At 62.6% G+C, this 15,496-nt stretch carries 13 protein-coding genes; 8 read left to right on the top strand and 5 right to left on the bottom strand.

The window, feature by feature from the left end; genetic code table 11:
• The 5 genes from RA25_RS07810 to RA25_RS07830 form a co-directional block, all read left to right on the top strand.
• On the top strand, window positions 1-363 hold a 363-nt coding region (locus tag RA25_RS07810; protein WP_039171309.1), incomplete at its 5' end, for a tetratricopeptide repeat protein.
• Between the two features lie 28 nt (window positions 364-391).
• Window positions 392-3,346 (top strand): helicase-related protein, encoded by a 2,955-nt coding sequence (locus RA25_RS07815; RefSeq protein WP_039171313.1) that lies wholly within the window; start codon window positions 392-394, stop codon window positions 3,344-3,346.
• A 7-nt stretch (window positions 3,347-3,353) separates the two neighbouring features.
• Window positions 3,354-3,728, top strand: a complete 375-nt coding sequence (locus tag RA25_RS07820) for an RNA-binding S4 domain-containing protein (protein ID WP_019294696.1) — start codon at window positions 3,354-3,356, stop codon at window positions 3,726-3,728.
• A gap of 62 nt (window positions 3,729-3,790) precedes the next feature.
• Window positions 3,791-4,129 carry a ferredoxin FdxA gene (gene fdxA, locus RA25_RS07825; RefSeq protein WP_019294695.1) on the top strand — a complete coding sequence of 113 codons (339 nt, stop codon included), beginning with the start codon at window positions 3,791-3,793 and terminating at the stop codon, window positions 4,127-4,129.
• Between the two features lie 300 nt (window positions 4,130-4,429).
• On the top strand, window positions 4,430-4,939 hold the full coding sequence (locus tag RA25_RS07830) for a CarD family transcriptional regulator (protein WP_019294694.1): 510 nt from the start codon (window positions 4,430-4,432) through the stop codon (window positions 4,937-4,939).
• A 68-nt stretch (window positions 4,940-5,007) separates the two neighbouring features.
• On the opposite strand, the gene RA25_RS07835 is transcribed toward RA25_RS07830, so the two are convergent.
• Window positions 5,008-5,766 carry an adenosylcobinamide-GDP ribazoletransferase gene (locus tag RA25_RS07835; RefSeq protein WP_039171316.1) on the bottom strand — a complete coding sequence of 253 codons (759 nt, stop codon included), beginning with the start codon at window positions 5,764-5,766 and terminating at the stop codon, window positions 5,008-5,010.
• Window positions 5,767-5,866: 100 nt separating this feature from the next.
• On the opposite strand from RA25_RS07835, the gene cobT reads away from it, so the two are divergent.
• Window positions 5,867-6,883 (top strand): nicotinate-nucleotide--dimethylbenzimidazole phosphoribosyltransferase, encoded by a 1,017-nt coding sequence (gene cobT / locus RA25_RS07840; protein WP_039171319.1) that lies wholly within the window; start codon window positions 5,867-5,869, stop codon window positions 6,881-6,883.
• Window positions 6,884-6,937: 54 nt separating this feature from the next.
• Here the strand turns inward: cobT and RA25_RS07845 are convergent, their stop codons facing one another.
• The 3 genes from RA25_RS07845 to RA25_RS07855 all read right to left on the bottom strand — a co-directional run bounded on the left by RA25_RS07845 (window position 6,938) and on the right by RA25_RS07855 (window position 10,661).
• Window positions 6,938-8,827, bottom strand: a complete 1,890-nt coding sequence (locus RA25_RS07845) for a monovalent cation:proton antiporter-2 (CPA2) family protein (protein ID WP_019294691.1) — start codon at window positions 8,825-8,827, stop codon at window positions 6,938-6,940.
• A gap of 90 nt (window positions 8,828-8,917) precedes the next feature.
• Window positions 8,918-10,138: a PAS domain-containing protein gene (locus tag RA25_RS07850; RefSeq protein WP_039171321.1), complete on the bottom strand. Its 1,221-nt coding sequence runs from the start codon at window positions 10,136-10,138 to the stop codon at window positions 8,918-8,920.
• A gap of 67 nt (window positions 10,139-10,205) precedes the next feature.
• Entirely contained in the window at window positions 10,206-10,661 is a 456-nt protein-coding gene (locus RA25_RS07855) for an Lrp/AsnC family transcriptional regulator (RefSeq protein WP_039171323.1), read from the bottom strand.
• A 151-nt stretch (window positions 10,662-10,812) separates the two neighbouring features.
• Between RA25_RS07855 and hppD the strand changes: the two genes are divergently transcribed.
• A complete protein-coding gene (hppD, locus tag RA25_RS07860; protein ID WP_039149878.1) occupies window positions 10,813-11,913 on the top strand; it encodes a 4-hydroxyphenylpyruvate dioxygenase in 1,101 nt (366 codons plus the stop codon).
• Window positions 11,914-12,053: 140 nt separating this feature from the next.
• Here hppD and RA25_RS07865 read toward each other — a convergent pair whose 3' ends face one another.
• Window positions 12,054-14,444, bottom strand: a complete 2,391-nt coding sequence (locus RA25_RS07865) for a hypothetical protein (protein WP_241477382.1) — start codon at window positions 14,442-14,444, stop codon at window positions 12,054-12,056.
• A gap of 305 nt (window positions 14,445-14,749) precedes the next feature.
• Between RA25_RS07865 and RA25_RS07870 the strand changes: the two genes are divergently transcribed.
• On the top strand, window positions 14,750-15,469 hold the full coding sequence (locus tag RA25_RS07870; protein WP_039171326.1) for an SIMPL domain-containing protein: 720 nt from the start codon (window positions 14,750-14,752) through the stop codon (window positions 15,467-15,469).
• The last annotated feature ends 27 nt before the right edge of the window (window positions 15,470-15,496 follow it).

The raw sequence follows: 15,496 nt of genomic DNA on the forward strand, positions 1-15,496 counted from the left end.
GACCTGCTGCTGCGGCGGGGACGGGACGCGATGGAACGCGGCGACCTGCAGGAGGCGGTGGAGCATCTGACCGCGCTGACCGATCACGCGCCAGGCTTTGCCCGCGGCTGGTATGAACGCGCGCGGGTTTACTTCGAGATCGGCCTCTACGGCCCTTCGATAGCGGATCTGGAACGGTCGCTGGCACTGAACCCGCAGGACTACAACGCGGTCTATGCGCTGGGCGTGGTGTTTGAGCAGTTCCGCCAGCCGGAACGCGCCTATGAGGCCTACCAGCGCGCCAAGGCTATACATCCGCACCACGAGGAAGTAAGCAGCGCCCTCGAACGTCTGAGGCCCTCGATCGAGGGCAGGGAACTGTAAGCCCCGCTGGGGCGCGGGGGCTGAAGTTATGGCAAGCGCATCGCGGATCGTGGCCGTTCTGGGCCCGACCAACACCGGCAAAACCCACTATGCCATCGAACGGATGCTGGGCTACCGCACCGGAGTGATGGGCTTTCCGCTGCGCCTTTTGGCGCGGGAAGTCTATGACAAGGTGGTGGCTGCGCGCGGCCCGTCAGTCGTGGCGCTGGTCACCGGCGAGGAACGGATCGTGCCGCCGCGGGCGCAGTACTGGATCTGCACCGTCGAGGCGATGCCGGAGGGCATGGGGTGCGATTTCCTGGCCATCGACGAAATCCAGCTCTGCGCCGACCCGGAGCGCGGCCATGTGTTCACAGACCGGTTGCTGCGCGCCCGCGGTACTCATGAGACGCTGTTTCTGGGCGCAGACACCATGCGCGGACCGATCTCGGCGCTGGTGCCGGGTGTCGAATTCGTCCGCCGCGACCGGATGTCCGATCTGGTCTATGCAGGTTCGAAAAAGATAAGCCGGATGCCGCCCCGAACCGCAATCGTCGGATTTTCGGTTGATAATGTCTATGCAATCGCCGAGTTGATCCGCCGCCAGAAGGGCGGTGCAGCGGTGGTGATGGGGGCGCTCTCCCCCCGGACACGCAACGCCCAGGTGGCGCTCTATCAGAATGGCGAGGTTGATTACCTTGTGGCGACCGATGCCATCGGCATGGGGCTGAACCTGGATATTGACCATGTGGCGTTTTCCTCCACCGCCAAGTTTGACGGCCGCCGGATGCGCCCGCTGGCACCGAATGAACTGGCGCAGATCGCAGGCCGCGCGGGCCGGGGGATGAGCCACGGCACCTTTGGCGTCACTGGCGATGCACGGCCGCTGGACGAGGGCACCGCATCGGCCATCATGAACCACCAGTTCACGCCGCTGAAGAAACTCAACTGGCGCTCTGCCGATTTGCAATTCGGCTCGGTTGAGGCGCTGATCAATTCGCTCGAATCAAGCCCCTCGAACGAGAACCTGATCAAAGCGCGTGAAGCCGATGATCTGGGCGCGCTGAAGATGCTGTCGCGGGAATCCGCCGTGATCTCGCGCACCACCAACGCGCAGTCGGTGAAATTGTTGTGGGATGTTTGCCGGATCCCTGATTTCCGCGGTATCTCCCATGCCGAACACACGTCGCTTCTGGGGGTGATTTTCGAGCATTTGCATGGCGGCGGGGTGGTGCCGGACGACTGGATGGCCCGCCAGATAAAGCGGATTGACCGCACCGACGGAAACATCGACACATTGTCCAAGCGTCTGGCATTTATCCGGACGTGGACATATGTCGCGCAGCGGAATGGCTGGCTGCGTGACGAAAGCCATTGGCGCGGGGAGACGCGCGCTGTAGAAGACAGGTTGTCGGATGCTCTGCATGAGCGTTTGACTCAGCGATTTGTGGACCGGCGCACGTCTGTGCTGTTGCGGCGGCTCAAACAGAAGGAGGCCCTTTTGGCCGAAGTGAATGACAAGGGTGAAGTGACGGTCGAAGGCGAATTCGTCGGCCGTCTGGAGGGGTTCCGGTTCAGCCCGGACAAAGCTGCGCAAGGCACTGAGGCAAAGGCCCTCAAGGCGGCCTCGCTGCAGGCATTGGCGCCGCAATTCCATCTGCGCGCGGACCGGTTCTACAACGCGCCCGATACCGAGATCGACTTTACCGAACAGGGCGGTCTGATGTGGGGCGAACATGCGGTCGGCAAGCTGGTTGCCGGCGCCGACGCGCTGAACCCGCAGATCGAGGTCTTTGTGGATGAGGCCGCCGGGCCGGACGTGGCCCAGAAGGTCGAGCGCCGTCTGCTGCATTTCATCACCCGCAAGATCAACGCGCTGTTCGAGCCGCTTCTGAACCTGCAGAAAGATGAAGAACTGACCGGTCTCGCGCGCGGCTTTGCCTTCCGCATGGTCGAAAACCTCGGCGTGCTGCCCCGTGCAGGCGTGGCGCAAGAGGTCAAGGACCTGGATCAGGACGCCCGCGGCGCGCTGCGCAAGCACGGCATCCGCTTCGGCCAGTTCACCATTTTCATGCCGCTGCTGCTGAAGCCGGCGCCGACCCGTCTGCGCCTGGTGCTGTGGTCGCTGGCAAACGGCCTGCAAGACTTCCCCGAGGCGCCGCCCCCGGGTCTGGTCACCGTGCCGTCCATCAAAGACGCGCCGGAAGGCTATGACACCATGTCCGGCTACCGTGCCGCCGGCGAGCGGATGATCCGCATCGACATGCTGGAGCGTCTGGCTGACATGCTGCGCGGCGAAGACAGCCGCGGCGGCTTTGAAGCCAAGGCCGACATGCTGTCGATCACCGGTATGACGCTGGAGCAGTTCGCCGATCTGATGCAGGGCCTGGGCTACAAAGCCGAGAAGGGCGAACGCGAAAAGGTGAAGCCTGCCGACGCCGTGGTGGCAGAAACCGGCACGCCTGCCGAAGGTCAGCCGGTGATGGATGCCGCTGCAGAGGCAGAGAACACCCCGGCCGCGGCACCGGATGCCGAAGGCGAGCCTGCGCCGGCGGATGTGCCTGCCGGCACTGAGGCCATCGCAGACGAGGGCGTTGCCCCCGTCGCCGAGGAACCGGCCGAGCCGGCAGCCGAGGCGCCCGTTGCGGAAACGGCTGCGGGCGAAACCCCGGTTGGTGAAGCAGCCGATGCGGCTGTTGACGCGCCGGAGGTGGAAGTCTTTTTCACCTTCACTTGGGGCGGTAACCGCGGCGGACGCCAAGGCGGCCAGCGCCAGCAGAACCGCCGCCCGCAGGGCGACGGCAAGCCTGGCGGCAAGGGCAAGCCGCGCGGTGCCAAGGGCGGCGACCGTGATGGTGGCCGGGGCAAGCCGGGCCGCAAGGGCGGTCCGCGCCAGGATCAGGGCGCCAAGACCTATTCCTCGCGTCCTGCCAAGAAGGAAAAGCAGATCGACCCGGACAACCCCTTCGCCGCAGCGCTGATGGGGCTGAAGCAGGGCGATTGACCCGGCTATGACTGAGGGGGCGCCCAAGATCCGCATCGACAAATGGCTTTGGCATGCGCGGTTTTTCAAAACCCGCAGCCTGGCCGCGAAACAAGTCAGCGCGGGCCATGTGCGCCTCAACGGCACCAAGGCTTTGAAACCGGCTCAGAACGTTGCCCCGGGTGACGTTCTGACCTTTGCTCAAGGCAAAGTGATCCGGGTGGTCAAGGTGGAAGCCATCGGCGAACGCCGCGGCCCGGCGCCGGAGGCACAGGCGCTGTACTTTGACATGACGGAAAAGCAGGAAAAAATTCCGGCCAATCCAAAGTTCGAGGGAAAAGGCCGTCCGGACAAAAAAGCCCGCAGGGCGCTTGATCTTACCCGCAAGCCAGAGGGCTTTTGACGCCTTGAAGTGCAGCCGCGTCTGGATTAGCTAGGCGCAAACGGATAACGGGACTCGGTACAATGACCTATGTCGTGACGGAAAACTGCATCGCCTGCAAATACACCGACTGTGTCGAGGTATGCCCGGTGGACTGTTTCTATGAGGGCGAGAACACCCTTGTGATCCATCCCGACGAATGCATCGACTGCGGCGTTTGCGAACCGGAATGCCCGGCAGACGCAATTCGCCCGGATACCGAGCCGGACATGGACAAATGGGTTGAATTCAACCGCAAATATGCAGAGCTGTGGCCGGTGATCGTGTCCAAGAAAGATCCGATGCCGGGGTATGAGGAACGCGACGGCGAAGAGGGCAAGATGGAGAAGTATTTCTCCGAGGCGCCCGGCGAAGGCGGCTGATTCTCTGCCTCACGCGGTGATGCCGCATTTGTGCGGAAAACCGCCGTATCGCTTCGGGTTTTCACGGAGCCTTGCCAGAAGGCCGCCTTTCGGGCGGCCCTTTTTTATGATATACTTAGCGCACAATAGACATAAACAATCGGAGTCCGCCCCCGGTGCGCCGTAGCAGTGGCGTGCAAAATGGGCGGTATTTCTGCGGAGAAAATGTCCTGAGGGCTGGTCAAACTGAACTGACCGGATCTGGATTTTTTTTACGCCATAGTGCCGGTGCCGCCCGGCCATGAGTGAGGAAGAACCTGTATGACCAAGTCGAAGAAGCTCGAATTCCGCCCCAATGATTATGTGGTCTATCCGGCGCATGGCGTCGGCCAGATCATCTCGATCGAGGAGCAGGAAGTGGCCGGCTTTGCGCTGGAGCTTTTCGTGATCACCTTTGAAAAGGACAAGATGACCCTGCGCGTGCCGACCAACAAGGCAACTGAAGTGGGCATGCGTTCGCTGAGCTCGCCGGATGTGATCGCCCAGGCGATGAAGACGCTCAAGGGCAAAGCCAAGGTGAAGCGCGCCATGTGGTCGCGCCGCGCCCAGGAGTACGAGCAAAAGATCAACTCCGGCGACCTGATCTCGATCGCTGAGGTGGTGCGCGACCTGCACCGCACCGACGACCAGCGCGAGCAGAGCTATTCCGAGCGTCAGCTGTACGAGGCTGCGCTGGAGCGCCTGACCCGCGAAGTGGCCGCTGTTTCCGGCAACGATGAAATCGCCGCTGCAAAGCAGGTGGATGAGGTCCTGACCTCCCGCGCTGCCTGATCTCTGCGCTGATCTACGATTGAAGGCCGTGCCCGAAAGGGCGCGGCTTTTGTTCGTCTCAGGGTGAGTTAACCGCAGAAGGCAAGCAGGACGAGAAGTCCGGCAATCTCAGCCGCCTGCTGCGAAGCGCCCAGAACATCTCCGGTCTGGCCGCCGATCTTGGCCTTGGCCAGGGCGCCCAGCCCGGCCGCAGCAGCACCCATAGCCAAAGCCACGCCAAAGGCCGCGCCGCCGATCAGTGGCAGCGACAGAGCAATTGCCAGCACTGCAGCCAGCAGGCAGGGCAGGGCGCGGGGGCGGCCAACGGTCTGTGACAGGCCGACGGAGCGGGCGTTTGGCAAAAATGCCATAAGCTGGGGCATCACTGCCCGGCTCATCATTGCGATCGCCAGCAGCGGCCAGACGCCGGCCGCCGCAAACACAGCGGCCAAGGCGCTCCACCGCAGTCCCAGCCCCAGGATCAGCGCGATCACCCCGTAAGCTCCGATACGGCTGTCCTTCATGATCTCCAGCCGCCGCTGGCGAGTAAAGCCGCCCCACAACCCGTCGGCGGTGTCGGCCAGCCCGTCCTCATGCATGGCGCCGGTCAGCATCACCTGCACTGCCAGCGCAAGACCTGCGGCCACCATGGCAGGCAGCCCGGCAGCCAGCGCCAGCGCCGCCAGCAGCGCTGCGGGCAGCGCCACTGCGAGACCGGCCAGCGGAAACGACCAGACCGCCTTGGCCTGGCGCTGGAAGGCCTGCTGCGGCAGGTGCGGCATCGGCAGCCTGGTCAGCAGCACCAGCGCCAGCAGAATGTCTTTTGCCTGAATGTCGTTTTTTTGCATTTGCGGGCCTATTGCAGTGCTTGCGGCGGGGCTGCCAGCGGTTAAACAGGGTCAATCCGCTTTATCCGCGTCCACCACTCAGATGCAACGAGGCTTTCCTATGCTGCCACAGCTTTCCTCCCTTGATGATTTCCGCGCCGCACTGGCCGGCGCGCCTGCGCAGGACCAAGCAGCTGCCGCCGCCGCTACGGCGCGAAACAGTCAGCTGACAAAGCCGCCGGGCGCGCTGGGGCGTCTGGAGGAATTGGCGATCTGGTACGGCGGCTGGCGCGGCAGTGAGCGGCCGGAAATTGCCGCGCCCCAGGTGATCGTTTTTGCAGGCAATCACGGGGTGATGGAGCAAGGTGTTTCGGCATTCCCGGCAGAAGTGACGGCCCAGATGGTTATCAACTTCGAGCACGGCGGTGCAGCAATCAACCAGCTGGCAAAGATGGCAGGCGCACGCATGGACGTTCATGCGCTGGAGCTGGACCGTCCGACCGCTGATTTCACCAAAAGCGCCGCAATGAGCCAGGACGAATTGCTGGCGGCGCTGAAGGCTGGATGGGAGGCTGTGGACCCTTCGGCGGACCTGCTGGTTGTTGGCGAAATGGGGATCGGCAACACCACACCGGCTGCGGCCCTGGCCTGTGCGCTGTTTGGCGGAGAGGCGTCGGACTGGACCGGCCGTGGCACCGGTGTGGATGACGCAGGCCTGGCCAACAAGACCCGGGTGGTGGCGGAAGGCGTCGCGTTGCACCGCGCTGCAATCCGCGACGGCCTGGACGCGCTGGCCTGCCTGGGCGGGCGTGAGATTGCGGCCATGGCGGGGGCGATCGCCGCCGCCCGGGTGCTGCATATCCCGGTGATCCTTGACGGGTTTATCTGCTGCGCCGCGGCGGCCTGCCTGCTGCAGACTGCGGATGGTGCGCTGGACCATGCGGTTGCGGGTCATCAAAGCGCCGAAGCTGCGCATGCGGCATTGCTGGCAAAGCTGGGCAAGGAACCGCTGCTGTCGCTGGGCCTGCGCCTGGGCGAGGCCTCCGGGGCGGCGCTGGCGATTCAGGTTCTGAAAGGCGCCATCGCCTGCCACAGCGGTATGGCGACCTTTGCCGAAGCCGGCGTTTCGGACGGCTGAGCCTGCTGGCCTCAAGGTTATAGAAAGAAGCCCCGGCCTTTGCCGGGGCTTTTGTTATTCAGCGGCTTCGGAGGAACGCTTGCGCTTGCGCTCGGCCATTTCAAAGATTGCGCTTTCGATGGCCTTCTCCAGTTCCTGCGCACGTTCGATATAGGCAGGATTCTGGCTGGCGGGGACACCCGGGATCCAGTGCTGCGCCAAGTCGCGCAGGTTCTGGCGGTCGTGGTTGTAGAAGGTCTGCGCGGCTTGCGCGGCCTCGTATTCGCTGAGACCGACGTTCTCCAGCACATAGCGGCCGGCGCGGACGGAGCTGTCGAACAGCTCGCGCACGATGTCGTCGGCACCGGCCTGATACAGCTCATACACATGGTTGCGGTCCTTGGCGCGGGCAATGATGTGCAGGTCCGGGTAGGCCCGGCGCACATAGGAGACCATTTTGACCACGCCTTCCGGGTCATCCAGCGCCACAACAAAGACCTTGGCCTTGGCGATGCCTGCGGCCTTCAGAAGCTCCGGGCGGGTTGGGTCGCCCAGGAAACTCTTGACCCCGAAGCGGCGCATCAGCTGCACCGCCTCCATGTCGTGGTCCAGTACCACGGTCTTGAAGCCGCTGGCCTGCACCAGCCGGTTGACGATTTGTCCGAACCGCCCGATGCCGGCAATGATCACCGGGCCTTCTTCGTCGATCTCGTCCGGCTCAGGGGCCTGCAGAGGTTCTCCCATGCGTTTGGACAGCAGATCATAGGCAATGAACAACAGCGGGGTAATCAGCATCGACAGGGCGATCACCAGCAGCAGTTTTTCGGACAGCGCCGGCGGAAGCACGTTGAGCTGGGTGGAAAAGGCCAACAGCACAAAGCCGAATTCGCCGGCCTGCGCCAGGCTGAGTGTAAACAGCCACAGACGCCGCCGGCGCAGGCCGAAGGCGCGGCCGACAACAAACAGCACAGCGCCCTTGGCAAAGATCACCAGCAGCGCGAGACCGATCAGGTCGCCGGGGTCGGCCAGGAACTGGCGGTAGTTGATGCCGGCCCCCACTGTGATGAAGAACAGCCCGAGCAGAAGCCCCTTGAAGGGATTGAGGTCGCTTTCCATCTCGTGCCGGAACTCGGAGTTGGCCAGCACCACACCCGCCAGGAAGGCACCGAGCGCTGGCGACAGGCCAACAAGGGTCATCACGAAAGAAATGCCGACCACGATCATCAGCGCCAGTGCAGTATACATCTCGCGCAGGTTGGAGGCGTGGATGAAGCGGAACAGCGGCCGGGTCAGGTAAATGCCCGCCAGGATGATGAAGGCAATTGCAGCCAAAGTGACCAGCGCCACCGCCCAGCCTGGCAGCCCGTCCACCAGTGACAAAGAGCCGTGGCCGCCATGGCCGCCAGCGCCTTCGCGGCTGATTGAACCATCTGCAGCAAACTGGGGGATGGCATAGGTGCCTAGCAAGGGCAAAAAGGCGAGGATCGGAATGACCGCGATATCCTGGGTCAGCAGCACCGAGAAGGCGGAGCGGCCGCCGCCGGTCTGCATCAGCCCCTTTTCCGACAGGGTCTGCAGCACAATAGCTGTAGAGGATAGAGACAGTGCCAGGCCGACGGCTAGGCTGACATGCCAGGGCTGGCCCATGGCCATTGCTGCGCCCATCAGCACTACCGTCGATAGGGCAACCTGCATGCCGCCCAGCCCGATCAGCTTGTCCCGCATCGCCCAAAGCGCGCGCGGTTCCAGTTCCAGCCCGATCAGGAACAGCATCATGACCACGCCGAATTCAGCAAAATGGCGCAGGTCCTCGGTTTCCGCACCGGTCAGGCCCAGCACCGGGCCGATGGCGATGCCTGCCGCAAGGTATCCCAACACAGAGCCCAAACCGAGACGCGCTGCCAGCGGCACCGCAATCACTGCTGCGCCGAGGTAAATTGTCGCCTGATAGAAAAATTCTTCCATATTACAGGTATCGCAAGCCTGCCCCGGCCTTGGCAATGGCTTTGCGGCGGCGGAACAGGCTGTTGCGGCAATCGGGCGCCTGCGCGGCCTTTACTGCTCAAGCATCCGGATATCTTCGCTGAGTTTGCCGATCCGGTCCAGCCGCCTGGAAATCCGTTCCTGGAAGCCGCCGAGCTGGTCAATAATATCCGCCAGGGTTTCACCGGAATCAGTCAGGCGAGCGCTTTCGATCTTGAGCAGAACCCGGGTGGAGCTGAGACCCAGGAAATGCCGGTGCATGATCTGGCAGGCACCGGTGATGCGCGCGGCTTCCTCATCCACTTCTTTCATGCCCTCTTCAGACCGCTTGACCTGCTGCTTCACCAGGTCGCCCAGAATCTTTCGTTCTGATTCCATGTCGGCATCACCCAGATCGCGGCGTTCCTGCTGCAGCTGGTTGTCGCATTCGATCAGAACGCGCGCCATGCCCTCGACAAACAGGCTGTCGTTCACCGAGGATTTGATCTTGGCGAAGTTGCTGTTTTCGCCCATCACGTGGGCGCCAAACCAGTCCGACATCTGCCGTGACATGGCGCCGTAGTTTTGAGACAGAACAGTGACCGGCCCGCCTGAGGGTTCGATGCGCGACGCCAGCACCCGCAGATTATGCGGAATCGTGTGCATGGCATCAAAGTCTGCGATCAGACCATCAGTTTCCTCTGCCAGCTTTTCGGCGTCTTCCAGCATGCCGGTCAGCTCTTGAATCCGGGCGTTCTGCTGGTTGCCCAGACCCTTGTCCCGCGCGATCAGTTCCTGGCTGAGGGCATGTGCTGCAAACTGGTGGTAGTCCTCGAAGCCCTGGCTTTTGAGCCAATCGAGAAGGTACTGGGCGCTTTCCTCCGGTTTGACGCCCTCGTCCTTTTCACGCTTCAGCATTTTGGCGTAAAGGCCGCGCACCTCGTCAAACAGCTTGCTGCTGGGCTTGATGCGGGCCGACAGGTACCCGTCCCCGCAGGGCACCACCACTGCAAAGACCCAATAGTACAACCCATCCTTGGCCTTGTTCTTGACATAGGCACCGATGCTTTCGCCGCGCTGAATGGTGTCCCAGAACAGCGAGAACACCCCCTTGGGCATGTCCGGGTGGCGGATCACCTTGTGCGGCGCACCGATCAGTTCTTCCCAGGGGTAAGCGCCGACGCGGCGGAACACGTAGTTCCCGGCGCGGATCACCCCCCGGCTGTCGGTTCGGGAAAAGAATACTTCATTGAGGCCAAACGGTGCCTCGCCGCTGGTTGGGCGGGTTTCAACACGGCGGTCTACAAAGGACACGGAAAAGTTCCACTTTGGGTTACAGAAGTCGTTGCTGCATCTTTAGGCCCAAATCCTTCCCAGCTGGTTAAGTCGGCAGCGGCGCGTCGCGTTTTAATTGTGCCATCACGATCTGGCTCTGGACCCTGGCAACGCCCGGATGGGGCAGCAGAATTTCATGGATCAACGTGTTCAGTGCTTGCAGATCGGTGCAATAGACACGCAGCAGGTAATCGGCTTCGCCGGTCATCGTCCAGGCTGACGTGATTTCCGGCTGACGGGCGACCAGCCGCGCAAATCCCTTGGACTGTTCCGGCCCGTGGCTGCTGAGGTGAACCTGCACAAAGCCCTGTACCGCCAGTCCCAGTTTGGCCGGGTTCAATCGGGCCGCGTAGCCTTCAATGTATCCCTCTGCTTCCAGCCGCTGCCGCCGCCGCCCGGCCTGACTGGGCGACAAATTCAGAATCTCTCCCAGCTCCTGTGCAGTGAGATGGGCATTTTTCTGCAGAGCTGCGAGCAGTTTTGTGTCAGTCGGATCCAGCATGCGTGATTTCTCCTGAATTCAACATTGTGATGCGTAACTTGCGCGCAAATCAAGGGTGTGGTGCGCAAATACGCGGAAAAACTGCATAACGAATGCGGTATTCTTGATGCAAGAATTCACCTTGTCCCGAATGACATGAAGGAGACGCGCAATGGGTCCTTTCCCGCACAACGCCCCGAAATCCGAAATCACCCCTGAAAACCCCGCAGGCACCGACGGCTTTGAGTTTGTCGAATTTGCCAGCCCGGAGCCGGACGAACTGCGGGCGCTGTTCACCCGTATGGGTTATGAGCTGACCGGCCACCGCAAGGACCAGCCGCTGGTGGAGCTGTGGCAGCAGGGGGACGTCACCTACATCCTGAACGCAGACCCCGACAGCTTTGCCGCGAAGTTCGTGGATGAGCACGGCCCCTGCGCCCCGGCGATGGGCTGGCGGGTTGCTGATGCGCAAAAGGCGTTTGAACACGCGGTGTCCAAAGGCGCCGAGGCCTATGAAGGCCCGGGCAAGGTCATGGATGTGCCCGCGATCAAGGGCATTGGCGGCTCGCTGATCTACTTCATCGACCAGTATTACGACACCTCGCCCTACAACACCGAGTTCGAATGGCTGAAGCAGTCCAAGCCGCGCGGTGACGGTTTCTATTACCTCGATCACCTGACCCACAATGTCTACAAGGGCAACATGGACAAGTGGTTCAAGTTCTACGAGGAACTGTTCAACTTCAAGGAGATCCGCTTCTTTGATATCCAGGGTAAATTCACCGGTCTCTTCAGCCGTGCGCTGACCTCGCCCTGCGGCCGCATCCGGATCCCGATCAACGAGGACCGCGGCGAAACCGGGCAGATCGTGTCCTATCTGAAGAAGTACAACGGTGAAGGCATTCAGCACATCGCGGTTGGTACCGAGGATATTTATGCCAGCACCGACGCAATTGCCGACAAGGGCCTGAAGTTCATGCCCGGCCCGAATGACACCTATTACGAGATGTCCAAGGAACGGGTGCAGGGCCATGATGAGCCGCTGGACCGCATGAAGAAGCACGGCATCCTGATTGACGGCGAAGGCGTGGTGGACGGTGGCGAGACCCGTATCCTGCTGCAGATCTTCTCGAAAACCGTGATCGGGCCGATCTTCTTCGAGTTCATCCAGCGCAAAGGCGACGATGGCTTCGGCGAGGGCAACTTCAAGGCGCTGTTTGAATCGATCGAGCGCGAGCAGATCGAAAGCGGCGAGATCCAGGCTGCGGAGTAAGCGGCATCAGAGAGACTGACTGCGCCGGGCCTGCATAGCAGGCCCGGTTTTTTTGTGGCTGGGGTATTAGGAAAAGGCGCAGTTTCTGACTCTTGCAGAGAAGACAGTGCCAAGAGGGAAGCAGGCAGCTATGCGGCTGTTCAGCTCTTTGGCATCGTCAGAGTTCGGTTGCGGCCGCCTTTCTGATACTGCAATTGGCCTTCGCCAATGGCAATCACGCGGCCGCCGTCGATCCGGTCGCCGACCTGCACCTTCTTGTAACGGCCTGAGGGCAAACGAACCAAGGCACGGCGGTTGGCAGCGGTGCCATAGACGCCAATCAGGTTCAGTTTCCGCAGGTTGAGGGCGTTGTTTACGGTCGCACGCCGGGCCACGGAGGCGCTGGTCGGAATGCGCGGCGGTGCAGCAGCGGCAGCCGCAGGCACGGCGGCCGCGGTCTGCACCTGGTTTTGCGCGTTGCGGCGGGCGCGGTCGACCAGATTGGCAAAATTTGCGGGACGGCCGCGCGGCACAACCGACGACGCAATGGCCTGCGCGGTGACCGGCAGTTCTTCTTCCTCTGCCGGTTTCAGGCTGGCAGGGCGCTTGCGCGGGCGCAGCCCGGCCAGTTCGGCACGGCTGAGGCCGCCGTTCTGGGCCCGTTCCACCTGTTCCGCCAGATCAGCAGGCCGGGCCTTGGGGCGCTTGCGTGACAGCACCTGGTTGCGGGCGACTTCCTCCGCCAGCGCCTCAGCTGCCGGGTCGCTGCGGTCCGGCGCAGGCGGCGGCACCTTCTGCGGCCTGCCAAGAAAAACCGTGACGCCATCCGGGTTGAGCGTGCCTTCGGGGGTGGCCTTGACCAAACCGCGTTCGTCCAGATCAAATGCGGACCCTGCTGCCGCAGGGGAGGCAATCGCGCCCGGAACTTCGTCCTGGGCGTAAGTTTCGGGTTGCGGCAAAGCAACTGCATCAGCCGCAATTTCCGAGTGGTCAACGGAGGCAGTATAAAGTTCATCCAGGCCAGGAGCGGCGGGGATAGTGTCCAGTTCCGGAGCCACCGGCCAGACACCGGTCGCAGCGTAGCGGGCGGCCTGGGCCAGTTCGTCCAGCGGTTCTGACACTGGGGCGTCTGCCGCCCCGGGCTGCAGGGCTTGCGGATCCAGGAACGCGGTATCCGTTCCTTCTTCCGGGGGGGCGACGCCGTCGGCGGCGGCTTCATCCTCTACAGAGGGGGCTGCCTCCGAATCGTCGGGTAAGGATGGTGCGGCTTCGCTCAGGCCCGGATCCGGCTGATCCGCCAGAACACTGACTTGCGGGGAAATCTCAGCCGGCTGGCCGGCAGTGCCGGAAGAAGTTTTCGGCTCGGTTTCTTCGGGTTGAAGTTCGCCAGAGATGACGGCCGGGGCAGGGGATCGGTCATTGTCCGTGGCCGGGCGGGCGGCAAAGAAACCGCCCTCGCTGAACAGCGCCCAGACTGCGACCGTGGCCAGCAGCAACAGCAGCGCGGCGGTCAGCGCAAGTCCCAGGTAGCGCGGTGTGTTCCCGGATGCCTTTTTGCGGTCAGGCTTGGTTTCCGGCCGCGGTGCGGGCGCGGCAGGAGACGGTGCGCGCAGAGCTGCGGGTGCTGGCGGAATGGTCCGTTGCGGTACTTTCTTTTCTTCTGCCGCTGAGGTGTTTGCCGCGCCCTGCGGTTTTGCAGGCCCCTGATCAGCTACCGGCGTGCTGCCATCTGCGAACGGAGCAGCGGCTGGAGGCGCGAGAGGGGCAGATTTGGGTGCGGGGGGCAGCGGCGGGTTTTCCGCGCCTTGCTCTGGCGCGGTGCCGCGGCGGCTGCTGAAAACCTTTGCGGCAGGTGCCGACGTAGCGTGGCGTTCATCCGGCTGTGAAGCTTCGGGCGGCTCTGGGTGCAGGGGGTCAGGTTCTGAGGCCGGGCCGGCTGACGCGGCTGTGACGGGGGCCTCGAGGGGCTCCTGCTGGCCTAAGGCTTCCGGGCTTTCCGGAGCGGCGCCGGGCTGGGCAGCTTTGTCCGTGTCAGAAGATGAAATTGCCGGTGGAGCAGAGGCTGCAAGAGCCTCTGTTTCTTCGGGTTCAACGGAAGCAGGGGGCTGGTCTTCAGAAAGATCACCTGTTTCAGGTTCCGGAAGGTCAGCCGGACCGATCACCTCGACTACGGCGTTGTCGGGTTCAACTTCGGTTCCGCGGATCATCCGGGTGGTGCCAAAGAACGGTTCGCCCCGGAAGCCGCTGTCCTGAGGTGCGGCAACAAAACTGACAGGCCCGAAGCCGTGCTCCACTGCAAAGGTTTCCGCTTCGTCGAGCGTTTCCAGCGCCACTGCCGCGACATGGGTAACACCGCCTTCGGCGCAGATGTCAAAGGCCAGGTCGTCCACGGGATAAGGCGTTGCGCCATCCAGTGCCTTGCGCGCAGCCTCAATCCGTTCGCCCGCGGTCAGATCTCCGGTCTCAATGCTCAGATAGCGGATCTGGTCATTCGGCAGGATCAGCTTGGAATAGACCCCTTCTGATGCCAGCCGCAGTGCAGTCTTGCGCATTGAGGCAAGCGCTGCAGGAAGGTCCCCGGTGTCAAATGGAGTGCTGGCCACGCTCCGCCAGCCGTCCGGGGCACGGTGCAGAAGTTCTATGCCGTCAGCGGAAAGGGAAAGAGCGAAGGCCGGTTTCATGCTTTGGGTCAAACCATCCAAATCCATACTGCCCGGGGCCGCTGCTGCGCCCGGTGTTTTGCCGCGAACCTTAAAGCAGGAACCTGCCGAGTTAAAGGAAAAGACAGGGTGCAGGCCTTGCGGGCGGCAGTTTGCCGTCCCCATGTAAGCTGCATTCGGAAAAGGAGCTTTTGAGCATGAAGGCAAAGAAACTTTTGGCAGCTGCCCTGATGCTGTCGATGAGCACAGGCGCACTGGCGGCCAGCGAGGCCGAAATCCCGCGCCAGATCACTGTTACGGGCGAGAGCAAGCTGCAGATGGCGCCGGAACTGGCTACCATCACCTTGGGCGTGACAGAAGAGGCAGAAGAAGCTGCTGCAGCCATGACGGCCGTTGCAGAGGGGATGCAGGCCGTGATCTCGCGTTTGAAGGACGCTGGTATCGCCGCTGAGGATATGCAAACCCAGCAGATTGCCATGCACCCGGTTTGGTCGCAGGACCGTTCCTACGACAGCGGCGGACGGCGCGGGATCACGGGTTTCGAGGCTTCGAATACCCTGATGGTGCGGGTCCGCGACCTGAGCGAACTGGGGCCGGTGCTGGACGCCGTGCTGACGGCCGGGGCAAACCGCTTTCAAGGGCTAAGCTTCGGAGTTAATGATCCCTCTGCGGCCGCCGACCAAATCCGCGGCGAAGCAGTTAAGGACGCGATCCGCAAGGCGGAGCAGCTGGCTGAGGCAGCAGGCATGGAGCTGGGCCCGGTGCGTTCGATCTCCGAGCATGGCGGCGGTGGCGGACGTCCAATGATGACCATGGAGATGGCCCGCAGCGACGCAATGCCGATCGAGGCAGGGGAACTGACCTTCACCCATAATGTGTCGGTTGTGTTTGATATGCTGGTGCCGGGCGGTGAGTAACCGGAAAAGCGAAAAGGCCGGGCATTG

This window comes from Leisingera sp. ANG-S5, from assembly GCF_000813925.1.
GTDB lineage: Bacteria > Pseudomonadota > Alphaproteobacteria > Rhodobacterales > Rhodobacteraceae > Leisingera.

What these genes read in the sequence shown, in the direction of transcription:
- RA25_RS07815 (WP_039171313.1), top strand. Translation starts at nt 392, where the DNA reads ATGGCAAGCGCATCGCGGATCGTGGCCGTTCTGGGCCCGACCAACACC.
- RA25_RS07820 (WP_019294696.1), top strand. Translation starts at nt 3,354, where the DNA reads ATGACTGAGGGGGCGCCCAAGATCCGCATCGACAAATGGCTTTGGCAT.
- fdxA (WP_019294695.1), top strand. Translation starts at nt 3,791, where the DNA reads ATGACCTATGTCGTGACGGAAAACTGCATCGCCTGCAAATACACCGAC.
- RA25_RS07830 (WP_019294694.1), top strand. Translation starts at nt 4,430, where the DNA reads ATGACCAAGTCGAAGAAGCTCGAATTCCGCCCCAATGATTATGTGGTC.
- RA25_RS07835 (WP_039171316.1), bottom strand. Translation starts at nt 5,766, where the DNA reads ATGCAAAAAAACGACATTCAGGCAAAAGACATTCTGCTGGCGCTGGTG.
- cobT (WP_039171319.1), top strand. Translation starts at nt 5,867, where the DNA reads ATGCTGCCACAGCTTTCCTCCCTTGATGATTTCCGCGCCGCACTGGCC.
- RA25_RS07845 (WP_019294691.1), bottom strand. Translation starts at nt 8,827, where the DNA reads ATGGAAGAATTTTTCTATCAGGCGACAATTTACCTCGGCGCAGCAGTG.
- RA25_RS07855 (WP_039171323.1), bottom strand. Translation starts at nt 10,661, where the DNA reads ATGCTGGATCCGACTGACACAAAACTGCTCGCAGCTCTGCAGAAAAAT.
- hppD (WP_039149878.1), top strand. Translation starts at nt 10,813, where the DNA reads ATGGGTCCTTTCCCGCACAACGCCCCGAAATCCGAAATCACCCCTGAA.
- RA25_RS07865 (WP_241477382.1), bottom strand. Translation starts at nt 14,444, where the DNA reads ATGCGCAAGACTGCACTGCGGCTGGCATCAGAAGGGGTCTATTCCAAG.
- RA25_RS07870 (WP_039171326.1), top strand. Translation starts at nt 14,750, where the DNA reads ATGAAGGCAAAGAAACTTTTGGCAGCTGCCCTGATGCTGTCGATGAGC.